Below are 15,886 nucleotides of genomic sequence, written 5' to 3'. Positions count from 1 at the left end.
AGTAACTAGTCTGCTACTTGCAATGCTACTGCCGCTTTAACAAACCTACACTATCATGGACATACTGATATTCACAACAAGTGTAAATAACCCTGAGGACGTTGAACAGGTGCAGCCGATACTAACTTCGGTGCAGGCCATCCAGGACTGGAACTTCGACCTTGAGGATTGCGACAACATCCTGCGCGTAGTATCACACGATCTGCCGCCGAGATATATTGAATCATTATTAAACAACGCAGGGTTCAAGTGCGAGGAGTTACCTTATTAACCTACCCGATAATCGCCCTGACCAACAGCGCAATCTGCCCGGCGTGGTAGATCTGGTGCTGGATGAAACCGTACAGCAGCTCTTCATAAGTAGTAACCGGTTCGTCGGCGCGTTCATCAATGATGGGTTTATCCCACTTGTCTTCGGGGAAGTCGCGGATGGTTTTGACGAGGTTTACATTAACCAGCTTAAAGTCATCTATCCATAGCTGCCATTTGGTTTCATCCGGGTCGCCGGGATGTGGCCAGTTGCCGCTTACCGGTAACGAGGCCGGCTTTTCATTCATGCGGTCCATCACCTCTTCGGTCCAGCTTACCATGTGCAGGACGATCTCGGCAATCGTATGCGCATGACCAACCCGCTCATAGGCGCTTTCAAAGGTCACTTTGTCCAGGATATCGTATATCGGGTCGCCGTACCATGGCTGGCCTGATAAGGTGTTCTCTACCTGGTAGATCAGTTTGTCGTTTGTTGTCATGGTCTGTTAAATTAGCTTGCCTGCGGCTATCGCGCAGTTTATCCCGTCAATAGCAGCAGAAATGATGCCACCGGCATACCCCGCGCCCTCGCCGCAGGGGAACAACCCCTGTACCTGCGGGTGCTGCATCGTTTCCTTATCACGCGGTATCTTGATGGGCGACGACGTGCGCGACTCCACCCCCACCAGTATCGCTTCATTGGTATAGTACCCCTTCATCTTCCTGCCGAACACCGGTAGCGCATTACGCAGCCGGTCGTTGATCCAGTCGGGCAGCACCTCTTTAAGCTCGACGCTCCGGGTGCCGGGCAGGTACGAGTTATCGGGCAGGTCTACAGACAGCCGCCCGTTCACAAAGTCCACCATGCGCTGGGCCGGGGCCACCAGCCTGCCGCCGCCGGCCCGGTAGGCCAGCTGCTCAATGCTATGCTGGAAGTCGAGCATCTTGAACGGGTCGGCGTTGTTGCCGGGGACGTCTTCGAGGTTGACCTGCACCACCGTGCCCGAGTTGGCGAAAGGGTTGTTCCGCTTCGAGGGGCTCCAGCCGTTCACCACGATCTCGTCGGTGGCGGTGGCGCAGGGGGCGATGATGCCGCCCGGGCACATGCAGAACGAGAATACGCCCCGGCCATCCACCTGCTCCACCAGGTTATAGTAAGATGGCGGCAGCGCTTCGTCGCGGACCTCGCAGTGGTATTGGGCGCGGTCTATGATCTCCTGCGGGTGCTCGATGCGGACACCCAGCGCGAACGCCTTGGCCTCGATCAGGATGCCCTGGCGGCGCAGCATCTCGAACACGTCCCTTGCCGAGTGGCCGGTGGCCAGGATCACGGCGCCGGCCTTCAGCACCTCGCCGCCGGCCAGCTTCACGCCTTCGACCTTGCCGAACTGCACCAGCAGCTCCGTCACTTTGGCGTCGAAGCGCACCTCGCCGCCGGCCTGGAGGATGGTTTCGCGGATGGCGGTGATGATCTGGGGCAGCTTGTTGGTACCGATGTGCGGGCGGGCGTCGACCAGGATGTCTTCGGTGGCGCCGTGGGCCACGAAGGTCCGCAGCACCGCGTTCACGTCGCCGCGCTTGGTGCTGCGGGTATACAGCTTCCCGTCCGAGTAGGTGCCGGCCCCGCCCTCGCCGAAGCAGTAGTTGCTCTCGGGGTTCACCAGGCCCTGTTTGTTGATGTTGGCCAGGTCGCGGCGGCGGTCCTTTACGGCTTTGCCGCGCTCCACGATGACGGGTTTCAGCCCTAGCTCGATGCATTGCAGGGCAGCGAACAGCCCCGCCGGGCCGGCGCCGACGATGATCACCGGCTTCGCGTCCTTAACGCTGGGGTAGTGTTGGGTATAGGTTTCGGGGTGGTGTGCCTCCTGTATGTAGGCCCTTACCTGCATGCGGTAAACCACGCGCCGGCCACGGGCGTCAATACTGCGTTTAAGTACCTGTACGTGGGTGATCTGCTGGGGCGGCAGCTTTAGGGCCGCGGCCGCCAGCCGGGTTAACACTTCCTGGTCGTCCTGCTGCCCGGGGGTGGCTATTAGCTCTGTTTCTTTGGTCATGGTGCTGCCGGGTGTTTATCCCGGATGGTGCAAAGATAAGAGAATGTGCGGATGTGCGGATAGGCAGGCATGCGGATGTGCGCTGATCCACATTAATGTGGATCAAATGGATCAGGTGGATCACCTTTTTTACTTAACCTTCTGGTATACAACGAATAACATATTTCGGTGGATCAACAATGGATCGCCTTTTAAGTCAGTATTTTTAAGTATAGTTTGGTTATTTTATGTTGATAATCAATGAATTGCATTTTGGCTGTTTTTCCAGGTTTGGATCGGGATAGTTGGATCAGGATGGATCACGAATTTTGGTGTTTTGCGCCGGCAATTAAATGTACTGACAAAACAGCGCCACCATTTTGCTGGACCAGGTTGCCGTACTTTGTAAGTATTGAGTTGGTTAGGTCTTAATATTCCCTTCCTCGGGAGGGGTGTGTCGGGCAGTGCGGTGGCAGGGAGGGGTTGCGCGGGCTGTTTTATTGGGGAATGTTGGTGTAATTGTAATGACGGGGGAGATAGAAAGGAATAATCAGGGCGTTGCCTGCGGCCCGGGTTATCCGCTCATACGCGCACATGGCGTTAGGCGCGAGGCAGGTATCCGCTCCTACCCCTAACGCGGCCGACGCTCATACTCCCTCCCCCGGGAGGGGTGCGGCGGGCGGTGCAATGGCGGGGAGGGGTTTCGCCGATTGACAGGTCCGCTAAGCATGTGGGCTAAACCCCTCCCTGCACCCTCCCGTGGGGAGGGAATCGCACAGGCCGCTGCTTACATTAGGTAATAGGGCACTATCCTCCCAACTACGTCATTGCGAGGAACGAAGCGATCTCTACGTAAGCTAATCAAATGTGATTTATGTTGACACACTCGACGGGAGTTCGTCAGTGGTTGAACAATTATTAATAGCCAAAGCTTCCCAGGCGATACCTGCCATTGCTTATAAACGCTATATACTCTTTAACTTGTTTATGATAGTTGGATGTTTTAATGCGCCTATTATCATATAATTCTGGATGGTCGTCGTGAAATTGAAACAAGTCGCTTTCATTATTTAGTTTAAGAAGTTGAGTAGTATTGTGAAGAAAACCTACGCTTTCAAAATTTACAGGTTCTAAAATAAAGGGGATAACGTTGTCGCATAACACCCAAGCCGCCCCCATTTCATTCAAACATATCTCACTTTGTTTATAATTTTGTGTGATAATTTGGATAACGGCAGTTGCGCTTAATATTTGTTCTTTGATTGTTTTTTTAAAATCTTCACCACTTCTAATTCCAGTGTCTTTGGCTGAAGTATAAAATATTTTGTCCCGGCTAATCTCTAAACCTATGTTAAGAATTTTGTCTACAAACGGAGTAACTAAAGGTTCGTCTTTGCTGGCGTGACTAATGAATATTTTATTTTCTGGCATTTGAAGTTGTTGTATCGTCTAATTGGTTCTATAAAACTACGTTTTATATACTTCAATCCAAAATTGCCAACTTGTTAGTCACGAGTACGCCACGCTATGCGCTGCATGCTCGCGCCAGAAGGGGAGATTTTTATGATCTGCGATTACTTGCGGAAGCTTTTATACGTGCATCGACGAATTGTAGCATAGGTAAATCTGTCGCGCTTTTACTGACCTTTTGTATATCATTTTCCAACTGATTGATTTTTGTTAATTCAGTATCTTTAGTGAGCGGAAAGCCTGACCCGAAGGGTAACGCCCACCATCTCCCCCAGGACAGTACAGGATGCACAATCCACCAAAATATCCCTATCTTTAATTTCCACTTGTATATACCTGGATGAAACCTATTTATATCGCCTTACTCCTGATCGGCAGCTTATTGCCCCTGCAACCTGCCTGCGCCCAAAGCGGCGAGCCTTATCAACCCTGGAACGCTTTCTGGATAAATGCCCGCGGCGAAACGGGGCGCGATTATGGGGTGTTCTGGTTCCGCAAGCAACTGGAGCTGGCGGCTAAGCCGGCCACGTTTAAGGTAAACGTATCGGCCGATAACCGGTATAAGCTGTATGTTAACGGCACGCTGGTATCGCTTGGCCCGGCGCGGGGCGATACGTATTACTGGAACTATGAGCAGGTGGACCTGGCGCCGTATTTAGTCGCCGGCAAAAACACCCTGGCCGCGCTGGTCTGGAACGAAGCGGAGTTTCGCCCCGAGGCGCAGATCTCGCTTCGCACGGCTTTCATTTTGCAGGGCGCCACCCCTGCCGAAGAAATTGCCAATACCAATAAAACCTGGCAAGCCGTACGCGACCAGGGGTATAGGCCGCTGCCGGTATCGCTGGGCTATGGCGCTTACTACGTTGCCGGTCCGGGCGAGCTAATTGACCAAAGCAAGACCCTAAAAAACGCCGCGGCGGCCGGCTTTAACGATACCGCCTGGCCCGCCGCCGCCAATATGGACCGCGGCAAACCCAAAGGCATGGCCGACGCGTTCGGCTGGATGCTGGTACCGTCGCAGCTCCCGCAGATGGAGCGGGTTTACCAGCGTATTGCCTCGGTGCGCCAGGCGGTGGGGGTAACCGTTCCGCAGGGCTGGCCGGCTGCAAAAACGGCGCTCACCATCCCGGCTAATACCACGGCTACGCTAATACTGGACCAAACCTTTTTAACCAATGCCTACCCTACCGTTAACTTCAGCGGGGGTGCTGGCGCGGGGATCTCGCTCACCTATGCCGAGTCGATGTTTGATAACCTGAAGAAGTTCGGCATCCGCAAAGGCGACCGGAACGCCGTGGAGGGCAAGGAGATCGGCGGCCGCAAGGATAGCCTGCTGGCCGACGGCAGCGCCAACCAAACGTTTACCAGTTTGTACTGGCGCACGTTTCGCTATATCCGGCTGATCGTACATACGCAAGCCGACCCGTTAACGATAACCGACCTGTACGGCACCGCCACCGGCTACCCGTTTGTAATGAACGCCCGGCTTAAAACCGACAACCCCGAAATGCAGCAGCTGCTGGACATTGGCTGGCGCACCGCCCGCATGGACGCTATTGAAACCTATATGGATTGCCCGTATTACGAGCAGCTGCAATACATTGGCGACACCCGCATACAGGCCATGATAAGCTACTACAACAGCGGCGACGACCGCCTGATGCGCAACGCCATTAACCTGATGGACCAGAGCCGCCTGGGCGAGGGCCTGACGCTGAGCAGGCACCCGAGCTTTAGTCCGCAGATCATTCCTACCTTTTCGTTATGGTACATCGGCGTGCTGCACGATTACTGGATGTACCGTCCCGACAGCACGTTCATCAAAAACAAGCTGCAGGGCGGGCGCGGGGTGCTGGCCTGGTTCGGCAACTACCAGCAAGCCGACGGGTCGCTGAAGAACGTGCCGTATTGGAACTTTGTGGATTGGTCGGCCGGCTTTGGTAACGGCATGCCGCCGAAGGGCAGCAAGGGCGGTTCGGCAGTGCTGGACCTGCAACTGCTGATGGCCTACCAGCAGGCCGCGCAAATGGAAGCCAAACTGGGCATGCCCGCTTTTGCCAAACTATACGCCGCCAAAGCCGCGCAGCTGGCCAAAACCATTCAGCAAAAATATTGGGATGCCGGCAAAGGCCTGTATGCCGATACCGAGGATAAGAACCGGTTCTCGCAGCATGCCAATTCGCTGGCGATATTAACCGGCCTGGTGCCGAAAGCGGCCATGCCCGCCCTGGCGCAAAAGCTGCTTACCGACGCCGGCCTTACGCAATGCACCATTTACTTTAAGTACTACCTGCACCTGGCCCTAACCCGCGCGGGCCTGGGCAACGACTATATGAAATGGCTGGACCTGTGGCGCGAGGACATCCGCCTGGGCCTGACCACCTGGGCCGAAATGAGCGACGTCCCCAACAGCCGCAGCGACTGCCACGCCTGGGGCGCCAGTCCGAACGTGGAGTTTTACCGGATTGTATTGGGGATAGACAGCTATGCGCCCGGCTTCGCCAAAATAAAGATCGAACCTCACCTGGGCACCCTCAAATCCGCCGAAGGCGAAATACCTCACCCCAACGGCAAAGTAGCGGTAAGCTATGTTTTAAACGGATCGGTTTGGAACATCAAACTAATCCTGCCCGCCAAAACCGGCGGCGTGTTTGTTTGGAAAGGGAAGCAGTTGCCTTTGAAGAGCGGGGAGAATTTGTTTAGGATGTAAGGGATTAAATTTACCTGTCATCCGGACATAACGGGGACTGACAAAAAGCGGCATGTGGGTGATCCACTTAAAAAGTGGATCACCCGGATCGCTAAGTTTAGCCAACCGATTGAAAATAAATAGTTTAACCTTTTTGAGCGGATCACTATGGATCATTCTTATTCGTCAGTATTTTTAGGCGTGAATATTGATAGCTAATTGAAAATCAGTGAAATCATCATAACTATAACTATGAGTGAACTAAAATGGGCAATTTGCCATTCAGAATATATACATAAAGGCCCCTGGGCCACACTGCGATCGGATAAATGCGAAATGCCCGACGGGCGCCTGGTTGAACAATATTATGTTTTAGAATATCCAAACTGGGTAAACGCGGTAGCTTTGACCACCGATAATAAAATCCTGATGGTGCGCCAGTACCGCCACGCGGCAGGTATTGTATCGTTAGAGATCCCCGGTGGCGTTATTGACGGTGACGAAGAACCGGCAGCCGCTATGCGCCGCGAGTTGCTGGAAGAAACCGGCTACCAGTTTGATGATATTGAGTTGTTAAGTGTTGTGTACGCTAATCCGTCGACCGCTAATAATCACACCTATTGCTACCTGGCTAGGGGGGGCGTTAAAGTGCAGGAGCAACAATTGGATGAACATGAAGAAATAGTTGTTGAAGAATACACTATCGCCGAAATAAAGCAACTTTTAGCCGAAAATAAAATAGCACAGTCACTGCATTGCACCGGGCTTTTCTATGCCCTGATAAAATTGGGCGAGTTATAACCACCCACAAAACATAAATGAATTTTTCAATAATATAATTTGGATAATTCATTTCTATTCCATTACTTTGAAATGCAAAGTACTTTTATATGAAAGAAACTGAAATTCAGGACGAACTCGCTTCCATTCGCAATTTAATGGAGCGGTCATCAAAATTCATATCGCTCAGCGGGTTATCCGGAATATTAGCCGGGGTATATGCTTTGATTGGCGCGGCAGTGGCTTACGTCTTATTAAATAGCAGCTTTGATTATGCAGATAACACCAGCGGATATGCCGTAGTCTCGTTATCTATGGTGACTTCATTAATAGCCGTAGCGGCAATCGTTCTGATTGCTTCAATAGTTACCGGTATCATTTTATCTGTCCGCAAGGCAAAACGCAAAGGCCAGTCAGTTTGGAGTAGAACCAGCCGCGAGTTACTGTTTCACATGGCAGTGCCTTTAATTTCGGGTGGCTTATTAATCCTAATCTTTATAGCGCGCGGGTACTATGGTGTAGTAGCCCCGGCGACGCTTATTTTTTATGGTTTATCATTGGTGGCTGCCGGCAACTTTACATTCAGCGGTATAAAATCGCTTGGCTTATGCGAAATTATTTTAGGGTTGACAGCCGCTTTATTTCCGGGTTATGGTTTGTACTTTTGGGCCTTGGGGTTTGGGGTGCTGCATATTATTTATGGCAGCGTGATGTACTTAAAATACGATAAGTGAAAATACCATTTGATAAATTAGACAAAGCTTTTGAAAACCGCCTGCGCCTGCAAATTATGAGCGTGCTGGTGGCCAATCAGCGGTATGACTTTAATTCGCTGAAAGAATTACTGGACATTACCGATGGTAACCTGGCGTCGCATTTAAAAGGACTGGAGAAAGAGGAATACATCCTGGTTAACAAATCATTCCTGGGGCGTAAACCCAATACCAATTATGAAGCTACAGCAAAAGGGAAAAAGGCATTCGCCGATCATCTGGATGCTTTGGAGCAATTAATAAAATCAACAAAAAGTTAAACTATATTTTTTTTACCCATTCACTTTGAAATACAAAGTACTTTTAATAATCACACAATGGAATACGAACAAGAAAAACCACAGGGATTTATGAACTGGCTCCAGGAGTCGGTCACCTTAAAATTAATGTTTATCGGCTTACTGGTATTGCTGCTGCTCATCCCCTCGTCAATGATAGAGAACCTGATAGGCGAGCGCCAGATTAGGCATGATGAAATGGAAAAAGATGTATCGGATAAGTGGTCGGCGAGCCAACTTATCCAGGGACCGGTATTGGTCATCCCTTACAAGCGCCAATATAATAACCGTGATACCAATAATAAGCTTATCATGAAAGAGGTTACAGAAAACCTGTACCTGCTACCCGAGCATCTGCATATCAAGGCAAATGTTATATCTGATATCCTGCACCGCGGTATGTATGAAACCGTGGTTTACAATACCCATGTTAAAGTTTGGGGCGATTTTAAAGCTGAACTCGCCAAACTAAGCCTAACTCCCGGTCAGTTATTACTTAGCCAGGCCAAATTAACTTTTAGCATATCAGACTTAAAAGGATTAAAAACTAATCCGCTGATAAAACTGGGCACGCAAACCCAACAGGCAGAGCCGGTATTTGATGCAAAAGGGTTATTTGAAAAAGGGTTGCAGGCCGGGATTAATTTACCTGTTTTACCAGACAGCGCGCTGCCGTTTGATTTTGACCTGGATTTGAAGGGCAGCCAGGAGCTTAGATTTTTACATACCGGCAAAACTACCGATGTAGAAGTTACAGGCAACTGGCCTGCTCCGAGTTTCAGCGGCCGCTACCTGCCCGATTATAGAAAGATAGACGAAAAGGGCTTTACAGCTAAATGGCGTATGTTATATTTTAACCGCCCTTTTGCACAACAATGGACGGCCAATGACACCTTGCTAAATAATATGCAAACTCATCAGGATGCCGTTTTTGGCGTGAGGCTCAAAGTACCGGTTGACCAATATCAAAAAACAATGCGCACCAGCAAGTATGGTATATTGATCATCCTCCTTACGTTTATTTCGCTGTTCCTGACTGAGCTGATAAGCAAAAATAAAATACATGTATTTAATTATATATTAATTGGCGCGGCTATGATCATTTATTATACACTGTTACTGTCTTTTTCTGAACAGATAGGGTATAATTTGGCTTACCTGATAGCATCAGTAGCTACAATAACACTTATCGCCACGTTTATCGCATCGTTGCTAAAAAACAAATTAGCGGCTATATTATTCGCGGTCATTCTTACCGTATTTTATGTCTTTATTTTTGTTATTATACAATTGGAGGACCTGGCCTTATTAATTGGCAGTATTGCGCTATTCGTCATCGTAGCTGCACTGATGTATTGCTCGCGAAAAATTAACTGGAATAAACCTTAACCTTATTATAATTAAAAAGCCTTCCCACTATTTAGTGAGAAGGCTTTATCTTAAGAATAAATATAGTTTTAAGCTACTTTTACGTTAATGGCATTGATACCTTTTCTGCCTTCTTCAACATCAAATTGTACGGTGTCGTTATCACGGATGTTGTCGATTAATCCTGTCGAGTGTACAAAGATCTCTTTGCCACCGTCGCTAGGTGAAATAAAACCAAACCCTTTGGTTTGATTAAAGAATTTTACTGTTCCTGTTTGCATTATAAATAAATTAATTTTTTAAATATAACTATATTATTGATAGTTAACTAAATGTGTGGGGGCATATCAATATTTAGCGGCAACAAAAAAGCCTTCCTACATAAGTAAGAAGGCTTTTGGTACGATTAATAAATATAGTTTTAAGCTAATTTTACATTTACCGCGTTAAGGCCTTTTTTGCCTTGTTGTGCCTCATAAGTAACTTCGTCATTCTCACGAATTTTGTCTATCAGACCTGAAACGTGTACAAAGATCTCTTCGCCGCTATCAGATTTGATAAAGCCGAAGCCTTTTGAGTCATTAAAAAATTTTACTGTTCCTGTTTGCATTATAAATTGATTTTAAAGTTATTGCAAGTTAGTAAAATATTTAATATCCAACACTATACCCTTAATTTCGATATTTTTTTCGCTTTTAGCTTAATTTGTATATCGCCGTTAATGGCTTTTAACGCCGTAATAAATTCGGTTTTATTTGGCGGGGAAATAACAATACTGTCGTATTTATTATATAAAATCTCAATCCTGTCTAGCGATAACGCAGGTGCGCTTAAAGCAGAATTGGTTTCGGTTATTGATTTTATATTGGCTATATCAATATCGGTATTATAAAAAAAACCGCAATGCACATTAAGGATATTACCGATGATGGTGTAATAAGTGGTAACTATCAAATACACTGTAAAAGCTGCAACTATTGCTATAATTGCCAGAGCATCCCAGATATGATTAGCAATATAGAACACGCTCAGCCCTCCCGGTAGGATGCCAAATGTCACCCATATAGCCGGTCCTATTTTTGATTTATAAACCATGTTTATTGTCTTAGGTGATAACGTTAAGCCGCATCTGATATATACTTAACCAAACAACGCTTTGCTACCGGTAACAAAGTTTGCTCCAGCGGAAAAGCGATATCGCTATGCACATGATAAACTGCGGGATTAGGCAGATGCCTGTTGTTTTTTATTAATTGCAGTTTTATAGCTTCGGGCGTGTTGGTTAAGCTTTGCTCATAAGTATCTATCAGTTGGATGTTGATGCCGCGGTACTTATCGTCCTTATCTTCAAAAATTGTAAAATGATATTCATATAAATGATTGGTGGTTTCTTTTCCATTACGTAACGAAAAGTAGCCATCATAAGGCAGCAGGGGCATTATACCAACCGGGTCGATATTTAACCGGCTTTCTACAAAATCATAAATCTCTCTGCCTGTTTGTATAGCCGGATCCATTTTATGCAGGGCGTAGGCAATGATCTGTTCAATCTCACGCATAGTGCTGTCATCCTCAACTATTTTTTGGTAGGTAAGCTTTACCGCAGCTATGTCGGCTTTGGTTAAACGCTGCGGAAAAGAATTTTGCAGCGTAGTCTTATTTTGTTTAAAGCAAAGCAGGTTATTGTAATGAAATACCAGGTCGCTCAGGTTTGGGTATAGCCTGCTCTTGTCAAAGTGGCGGTTTATGTCCTGCAGGTAAGCCAGCAGGACATATTTTTTATACTCAAAATCTATTGACCCTTCTATAAACCAGTTAACACCTAATGAATTCATTTTTTACATTTCCTTTCTTAAAAAGCTCCGCTCCCGCTGAAGCCGGATTAGGTTAGGCTACTATGCGTTAAATTAAACAAAAATGAGCAATTTTGCAATATGCCTAACGGAACCCTTTTTTTGATACCCGTGCCGCTTGCAGATGATGCCGCGGCCAAAACATTCACGCCTTACCTGGTTGATACCATAAACCATATAAAGGAATATATTGTAGAGAATGAAAAAACCGCCCGCCGCTTTTTAAAGGAAGCCGGGCTTAAAACACCGCAAAGCGAGCTGGTGATCCATGACTATGGTAAACACGCACGCGGTGCAAGTATTAAGCCCTACTTTATCGGCCTGCAATCTGGTAAGGACGTGGGGTTAATGAGCGAAGCCGGTTGTCCCGGCGTTGCCGATCCCGGTGCAGAAATTGTAGCCGAGGCGCATAAACGCGGGATTAAGGTAGTACCGTTAGCTGGCCCAAGCTCTATTTTGCTGGCATTAATGGCATCGGGTTTTAATGGCCAGAGTTTTGCGTTCCAGGGCTATTTACCTATTGATAAAATCGAAAGAAGCAAACGCATCAGGGAGCTGGAGGGCTTATCTGACAGGTTGAATCAAACTCAAATCTTTATTGAAACACCGTTCCGCAATAATCCGTTGCTTGAGGAAATTTTAAGGACCGGCCACCCTAAAACCAAGCTTTGTATTGCCAGTAATTTAACCGCGGCTGATGAGTTTGTGCAAACCAAAACCATCGCCGAATGGCAAACCCAGGTACCCGATCTTCATAAAAAGCCAACCATTTTCATCATATCGCGTTCTGTATAAGTGTTAATTGCGCAGCAACATACCTCTGTTTTAATTGTGGGTGCCGGTCCATCGGGTTTAATGATGGCTGCCCAGTTGCTTAGACACGGTGTTACACCGCTAATTATTGATATTAAACAAGGCCCTACCGATCAGTCGAAAGCCTTAGCGGTGCAGGCCCGTTCATTAGAAATCTACCGGCAAATGGGGGTGATTGACAAAATACTGGCTAACGGCAAACAAGCCGGCGGGGTAGCCTTTAACCAGGGCGGAAAAGTATTAGCCGAGCTATCCCTGGCAAATACCGGCAAAAGCGAAACCAGATTTCCGTTTATTCACCTGTATCAGCAAAGTAAAAACGAGCGGCTGCTGCTTGATTTTTTAACTGTTAATTGCTGCCCCGTTTACTGGGACACCAATTTAATCAGTGTTAAACAAGATCAAACACAGGTTAGCGTAGAATTGCAATCGGGAACCGAAACGGTAACAATAACGTGTGACTGGCTAATAGGTGCAGACGGTGCACACAGTGCTGTCCGCAAGCAATTACAAATACCATTTAACGGCGATACCTATGCGCATGAGTTTTACCTGGCCGACGCCGAGGTCGCTAACAAAGAACTGAGCGAAACTAAAGTGGGCCTTTACCTATCTAAAAAAGGATTTGCCGGTTTCTTCCCCATGCCCGAAGCAGGCTGCTACCGCATCATTGGTAACTTACCACAGGGGATTAAACCTGACGAAGATTTACAAATAGCAGATATCTTACCTCATTTAAACAGCGTAACCCAACTGGACACCCACATAGTGAACCTAAAATGGTTTACTACTTATCGCCTGCACCATCGCATGGCCGATAATTTCAGGAAACAACGTTGTTTTTTAATTGGCGATGCGGCCCATATCCACTCGCCAGTTGGTGGGCAGGGTATGAATACCGGTTTGCAGGATGCCTATAATTTAGGGTGGAAGCTGGCAGGTGTAGTAAACGGGCAACTTAAACCGGCAATTTTAGATACCTATGCTACCGAACGCATCCCCGTTGCTAAAGAATTGCTGAATACTACCGACCGGATTTTTAAAATAGTAATGTCAACAAGCTGGGTTACCATGTTATTTAAAAGATGGATAATGCCCGGGGTGCTTAAGTTTGTTTGGGGCAAAGAGGGTATCCGCGAAATATTTTTTAAGCGGGTATCTCAAATATTTATTAATTACCGGCATAGTAATATAAGCCTGCATTTAAGTAACGCTGCTAACGTACGCGCCGGCGACCGCCTTCCCTATCTAAAAGTATTCGACGAAAAAAAACAAGAGGAAACTGATTTGCACGAGTGGTGCGCAAAACCCGGCTTTACACTCATTGTATTGGGTAAGCTGCAAGAGATTGATCTGTTTACGCTGGCCAAATGGATCAAGCAAAACTATCCTGCAAATCTTAATTTCTTTTATCTCCCGCAATCAGCCAAAAATTCGGAGGTGTTTAAAATGTTTGAAGTTAGCAAAGGCAAAAAGAAAGCGCTGATTGTGAGGCCGGATATGCACATTGGATTGATCAATGATGTGGTTGATATAGAGATGATGGATAATTATCTGAATAATGTATTAGGCCTGTCCAATGCCAGCTCATGATTAGCCGTGTATGGTTTCGGCTTTACCGTAGTTTTTTACTACCTGCGCTTCGTAAGCTAAAAACTCTTTCCAGCGTTTATCTACATCTATATTAACTGCATGCTTTTTGGCCAGGTTGATAAACATAGTATAATGGGTAGCCTCACTTATCATTAACTCATAGTAAAATGCGGATAGCTGCTCATCATTAATATTTTCTGACAGGACTTTAAAACGTTCGCAACTGCGCGCTTCAATCATTGCCGAAAACAATAATCTGTCGATCAGCTGAGCCTCGCGGCCGCCGCCGATAATTATAAACTTACGCAACTCGTTTACGTAATCGTCCTTCCGTTCTTTCCCCAGCACAAAGCCACGTTGCAAAATAATTTCGTGCACGCGCCTAAAATGATCCATTTCTTCCTGTACCAATGCAATCATTTGTTGCACCAGATCGCTTAGGTTAGGATTTTGTACAATCAGGGTAATAGCGTTGGTAGCCGCCTTTTGCTCACAATAGGCATGGTCTGTCAATAATTCCGCAATATTGCTTTCCACTACATTTTTCACCCAGGTCGGGTCAGTAGGCAGTTGTAATTTAAGGATTGTCTTTTCGCTCACGGCACAAAGATAAAAGTTAATATTTTAAGGCGAAGCTAAACATATTGTTGCCGGCAGCCTTTAAGGCACACATAAAACTATTTTATAATTGAAGCCGTCTTTAAAATTATCAAAAAAGATATTTTACAAATCAAAACCCTGAGCCCGGATCTTATTTATACAAACTCTTACTCTCAATAAATTTTAAAACCGGATCAGGCACAAAGTATTGCACATTCTTTTTTTCGGCTATTGACTTGCGGATGAATGTTGCAGAAAGCTCCATTTGTGGCGTCATGGTGATAGTCACCGACGGATGTGAAGCAAGTTCGGCATTTTCATAGCCGGGGCGCGGATAAACATAGATTTGGTAGTCGCGTAATATCAATTTATAGTTTTTCCACTTAGGTAAACTTACCAGGTTGTCTGATCCCATAATGAGCGCAAACTCATGCTCGGGGTATTTCTCCTTTAAGTGGGTAAGCGTATCGATGGTATATGATGGTTGGGGCAATTTCAGTTCAACATCACTCACCTGTATGTTCTGCGCGTTGTCAGTTGCCAGGCGGGCCATCTCTAGCCTGTCGTAGGTATTGATCAGATCGCCGTATTTTTTTAGCGGATTTTGTGGGGATACCACTAACCAAACCTTATCTAAAGAGGTGTGATTAGCAAGGTAATTAGCTATAATTAAGTGGCCGATATGTATGGGGTTAAACGAACCGAATAATAAGCCGATCTTCATATCAGTTGCAGTTATCAGTTAATAGTGGCAACAACTACTTCAAAAAATTCTTCACCAATTCCTCGGCGTCTTTGCATGCCGTTTGAAGATCGTTATTTTTTAGGATAATATCAAATCTGGGCGCGTAATTAAGCTCTTTTTCGGCTTTGGCAAAGCGTTCCTTTAATTTTTCTTCACTATCAGTGCCCCTTCCCGTCAAACGCTCTTTAAGCACTTCTAATGACGGCGGTTGTACAAAGATAGCCAAGGCAGCGCCGTTGTACTTCCGTTTAAGATGTAACCCGCCTTCTACATCAATATCAAATATCACAGTTTTCCCTTTTTTCCAGATCCGTTCAATTTCTGTACGCAGGGTACCATAAAAAGTACCTGAATATACTTCCTCAAACTCAACAAATTGTTTTTTGGCTATCAGGTGCAAAAACTCTTCTTTACTTATAAAATGATAAGCTTTATCAATTTCCTCGTCACCCCGCGGTTCTCTGGTGGTTGCCGATACAGAAAACTCCAGTTCAGGAAATTTAGTAAGCAGGTGCTTAACAATAGTGGTTTTACCGGCTCCTGATGGTGCAGAAAATATAATGAGTTTTCCTTGTTTGGCCATTGGGTATTAGTCATTGATCATTGGTCACTGGTCTTCACATTAGCAAATCACTAATGGCT

18 protein-coding genes are annotated in these 15,886 nt (G+C 46.6%); 8 read left to right on the top strand and 10 right to left on the bottom strand.

Going from position 1 to position 15,886, the window contains the following annotated elements:
• The first annotated feature begins 55 nt into the window (after nt 1-55).
• Nucleotides 56-271, top strand: a complete 216-nt coding sequence (locus LJ658_RS18290; protein ID WP_230547994.1) for a hypothetical protein — start codon at nt 56-58, stop codon at nt 269-271.
• Nucleotide 272: 1 nt separating this feature from the next.
• On the opposite strand, the gene LJ658_RS18285 is transcribed toward LJ658_RS18290, so the two are convergent.
• The 3 genes from LJ658_RS18285 to LJ658_RS18275 form a co-directional block, all read right to left on the bottom strand.
• Entirely contained in the window at nt 273-749 is a 477-nt protein-coding gene (locus LJ658_RS18285; RefSeq protein WP_230547993.1) for a DinB family protein, read from the bottom strand.
• Nucleotides 750-755: 6 nt separating this feature from the next.
• Nucleotides 756-2,303 carry an NAD(P)/FAD-dependent oxidoreductase gene (locus tag LJ658_RS18280; protein WP_230547992.1) on the bottom strand — a complete coding sequence of 516 codons (1,548 nt, stop codon included), beginning with the start codon at nt 2,301-2,303 and terminating at the stop codon, nt 756-758.
• Between the two features lie 897 nt (nt 2,304-3,200).
• Nucleotides 3,201-3,713, bottom strand: a complete 513-nt coding sequence (locus LJ658_RS18275; protein WP_230547991.1) for a toll/interleukin-1 receptor domain-containing protein — start codon at nt 3,711-3,713, stop codon at nt 3,201-3,203.
• 379 nt (nt 3,714-4,092) lie between these two features.
• On the opposite strand from LJ658_RS18275, the gene LJ658_RS18270 reads away from it, so the two are divergent.
• From LJ658_RS18270 to creD, 5 genes are all read left to right on the top strand, one after another.
• Nucleotides 4,093-6,462: an alpha-rhamnosidase gene (locus LJ658_RS18270; protein ID WP_230547990.1), complete on the top strand. Its 2,370-nt coding sequence runs from the start codon at nt 4,093-4,095 to the stop codon at nt 6,460-6,462.
• A 231-nt stretch (nt 6,463-6,693) separates the two neighbouring features.
• The gene (locus LJ658_RS18265; protein WP_230547989.1) at nt 6,694-7,242 is read left to right on the top strand and encodes an NUDIX hydrolase; all 549 of its coding nucleotides are present in this window, start codon (nt 6,694-6,696) and stop codon (nt 7,240-7,242) included.
• Between the two features lie 89 nt (nt 7,243-7,331).
• On the top strand, nt 7,332-7,955 hold the full coding sequence (locus LJ658_RS18260; RefSeq protein WP_230547988.1) for a hypothetical protein: 624 nt from the start codon (nt 7,332-7,334) through the stop codon (nt 7,953-7,955).
• Nucleotides 7,952-8,254: a transcriptional regulator gene (locus LJ658_RS18255; protein ID WP_230547987.1), complete on the top strand. Its 303-nt coding sequence runs from the start codon at nt 7,952-7,954 to the stop codon at nt 8,252-8,254. Before LJ658_RS18260 ends, LJ658_RS18255 begins: the two co-directional genes overlap by 4 nt.
• Before the next feature lie 57 nt (nt 8,255-8,311).
• On the top strand, nt 8,312-9,661 hold the full coding sequence (gene creD, locus LJ658_RS18250; RefSeq protein WP_230547986.1) for a cell envelope integrity protein CreD: 1,350 nt from the start codon (nt 8,312-8,314) through the stop codon (nt 9,659-9,661).
• A gap of 68 nt (nt 9,662-9,729) precedes the next feature.
• Here creD and LJ658_RS18245 read toward each other — a convergent pair whose 3' ends face one another.
• The 4 genes from LJ658_RS18245 to LJ658_RS18230 form a co-directional block, all read right to left on the bottom strand.
• Nucleotides 9,730-9,921, bottom strand: coding sequence for a cold-shock protein (locus LJ658_RS18245; RefSeq protein ID WP_230547985.1), 192 nt, complete (start codon nt 9,919-9,921; stop codon nt 9,730-9,732).
• A gap of 140 nt (nt 9,922-10,061) precedes the next feature.
• The gene (locus tag LJ658_RS18240) at nt 10,062-10,250 is read right to left on the bottom strand and encodes a cold-shock protein (protein WP_144247458.1); all 189 of its coding nucleotides are present in this window, start codon (nt 10,248-10,250) and stop codon (nt 10,062-10,064) included.
• Between the two features lie 53 nt (nt 10,251-10,303).
• Nucleotides 10,304-10,735 (bottom strand): PH domain-containing protein, encoded by a 432-nt coding sequence (locus LJ658_RS18235; protein ID WP_230547984.1) that lies wholly within the window; start codon nt 10,733-10,735, stop codon nt 10,304-10,306.
• Between the two features lie 23 nt (nt 10,736-10,758).
• Nucleotides 10,759-11,475: a hypothetical protein gene (locus tag LJ658_RS18230; RefSeq protein WP_230547983.1), complete on the bottom strand. Its 717-nt coding sequence runs from the start codon at nt 11,473-11,475 to the stop codon at nt 10,759-10,761.
• 99 nt (nt 11,476-11,574) lie between these two features.
• Between LJ658_RS18230 and LJ658_RS18225 the strand changes: the two genes are divergently transcribed.
• Both LJ658_RS18225 and LJ658_RS18220 read left to right on the top strand, forming a co-directional pair.
• Nucleotides 11,575-12,288: an SAM-dependent methyltransferase gene (locus tag LJ658_RS18225; RefSeq protein WP_230547982.1), complete on the top strand. Its 714-nt coding sequence runs from the start codon at nt 11,575-11,577 to the stop codon at nt 12,286-12,288.
• Nucleotides 12,289-13,899, top strand: a complete 1,611-nt coding sequence (locus LJ658_RS18220) for an FAD-dependent monooxygenase (protein WP_230547981.1) — start codon at nt 12,289-12,291, stop codon at nt 13,897-13,899.
• On the opposite strand, the gene LJ658_RS18215 is transcribed toward LJ658_RS18220, so the two are convergent.
• The 3 genes from LJ658_RS18215 to gmk form a co-directional block, all read right to left on the bottom strand.
• A complete protein-coding gene (locus LJ658_RS18215) occupies nt 13,900-14,499 on the bottom strand; it encodes a tRNA-(ms[2]io[6]A)-hydroxylase (protein ID WP_230547980.1) in 600 nt (199 codons plus the stop codon).
• Between the two features lie 151 nt (nt 14,500-14,650).
• On the bottom strand, nt 14,651-15,223 hold the full coding sequence (gene nadD, locus LJ658_RS18210) for a nicotinate (nicotinamide) nucleotide adenylyltransferase (RefSeq protein ID WP_230547979.1): 573 nt from the start codon (nt 15,221-15,223) through the stop codon (nt 14,651-14,653).
• Between the two features lie 34 nt (nt 15,224-15,257).
• The gene (gene gmk, locus LJ658_RS18205; RefSeq protein WP_230547978.1) at nt 15,258-15,827 is read right to left on the bottom strand and encodes a guanylate kinase; all 570 of its coding nucleotides are present in this window, start codon (nt 15,825-15,827) and stop codon (nt 15,258-15,260) included.
• Nucleotides 15,828-15,886: the final 59 nt, after the last annotated feature.

It is taken from the genome of Mucilaginibacter sp. UR6-11 (assembly GCF_020880695.1).
GTDB lineage: Bacteria > Bacteroidota > Bacteroidia > Sphingobacteriales > Sphingobacteriaceae > Mucilaginibacter.
The sequence above is the reverse complement of the archived record's forward strand: the minus strand, read 5'-3'. Positions and strand labels throughout refer to the sequence as shown.

What these genes read in the sequence shown, in the direction of transcription:
- LJ658_RS18290 (WP_230547994.1), top strand. Translation starts at nt 56, where the DNA reads ATGGACATACTGATATTCACAACAAGTGTAAATAACCCTGAGGACGTT.
- LJ658_RS18285 (WP_230547993.1), bottom strand. Translation starts at nt 749, where the DNA reads ATGACAACAAACGACAAACTGATCTACCAGGTAGAGAACACCTTATCA.
- LJ658_RS18280 (WP_230547992.1), bottom strand. Translation starts at nt 2,303, where the DNA reads ATGACCAAAGAAACAGAGCTAATAGCCACCCCCGGGCAGCAGGACGAC.
- LJ658_RS18275 (WP_230547991.1), bottom strand. Translation starts at nt 3,713, where the DNA reads ATGCCAGAAAATAAAATATTCATTAGTCACGCCAGCAAAGACGAACCT.
- LJ658_RS18270 (WP_230547990.1), top strand. Translation starts at nt 4,093, where the DNA reads ATGAAACCTATTTATATCGCCTTACTCCTGATCGGCAGCTTATTGCCC.
- LJ658_RS18265 (WP_230547989.1), top strand. Translation starts at nt 6,694, where the DNA reads ATGAGTGAACTAAAATGGGCAATTTGCCATTCAGAATATATACATAAA.
- LJ658_RS18260 (WP_230547988.1), top strand. Translation starts at nt 7,332, where the DNA reads ATGAAAGAAACTGAAATTCAGGACGAACTCGCTTCCATTCGCAATTTA.
- creD (WP_230547986.1), top strand. Translation starts at nt 8,312, where the DNA reads ATGGAATACGAACAAGAAAAACCACAGGGATTTATGAACTGGCTCCAG.
- LJ658_RS18245 (WP_230547985.1), bottom strand. Translation starts at nt 9,921, where the DNA reads ATGCAAACAGGAACAGTAAAATTCTTTAATCAAACCAAAGGGTTTGGT.
- LJ658_RS18240 (WP_144247458.1), bottom strand. Translation starts at nt 10,250, where the DNA reads ATGCAAACAGGAACAGTAAAATTTTTTAATGACTCAAAAGGCTTCGGC.
- LJ658_RS18235 (WP_230547984.1), bottom strand. Translation starts at nt 10,735, where the DNA reads ATGGTTTATAAATCAAAAATAGGACCGGCTATATGGGTGACATTTGGC.
- LJ658_RS18230 (WP_230547983.1), bottom strand. Translation starts at nt 11,475, where the DNA reads ATGAATTCATTAGGTGTTAACTGGTTTATAGAAGGGTCAATAGATTTT.
- LJ658_RS18225 (WP_230547982.1), top strand. Translation starts at nt 11,575, where the DNA reads ATGCCTAACGGAACCCTTTTTTTGATACCCGTGCCGCTTGCAGATGAT.
- nadD (WP_230547979.1), bottom strand. Translation starts at nt 15,223, where the DNA reads ATGAAGATCGGCTTATTATTCGGTTCGTTTAACCCCATACATATCGGC.
- gmk (WP_230547978.1), bottom strand. Translation starts at nt 15,827, where the DNA reads ATGGCCAAACAAGGAAAACTCATTATATTTTCTGCACCATCAGGAGCC.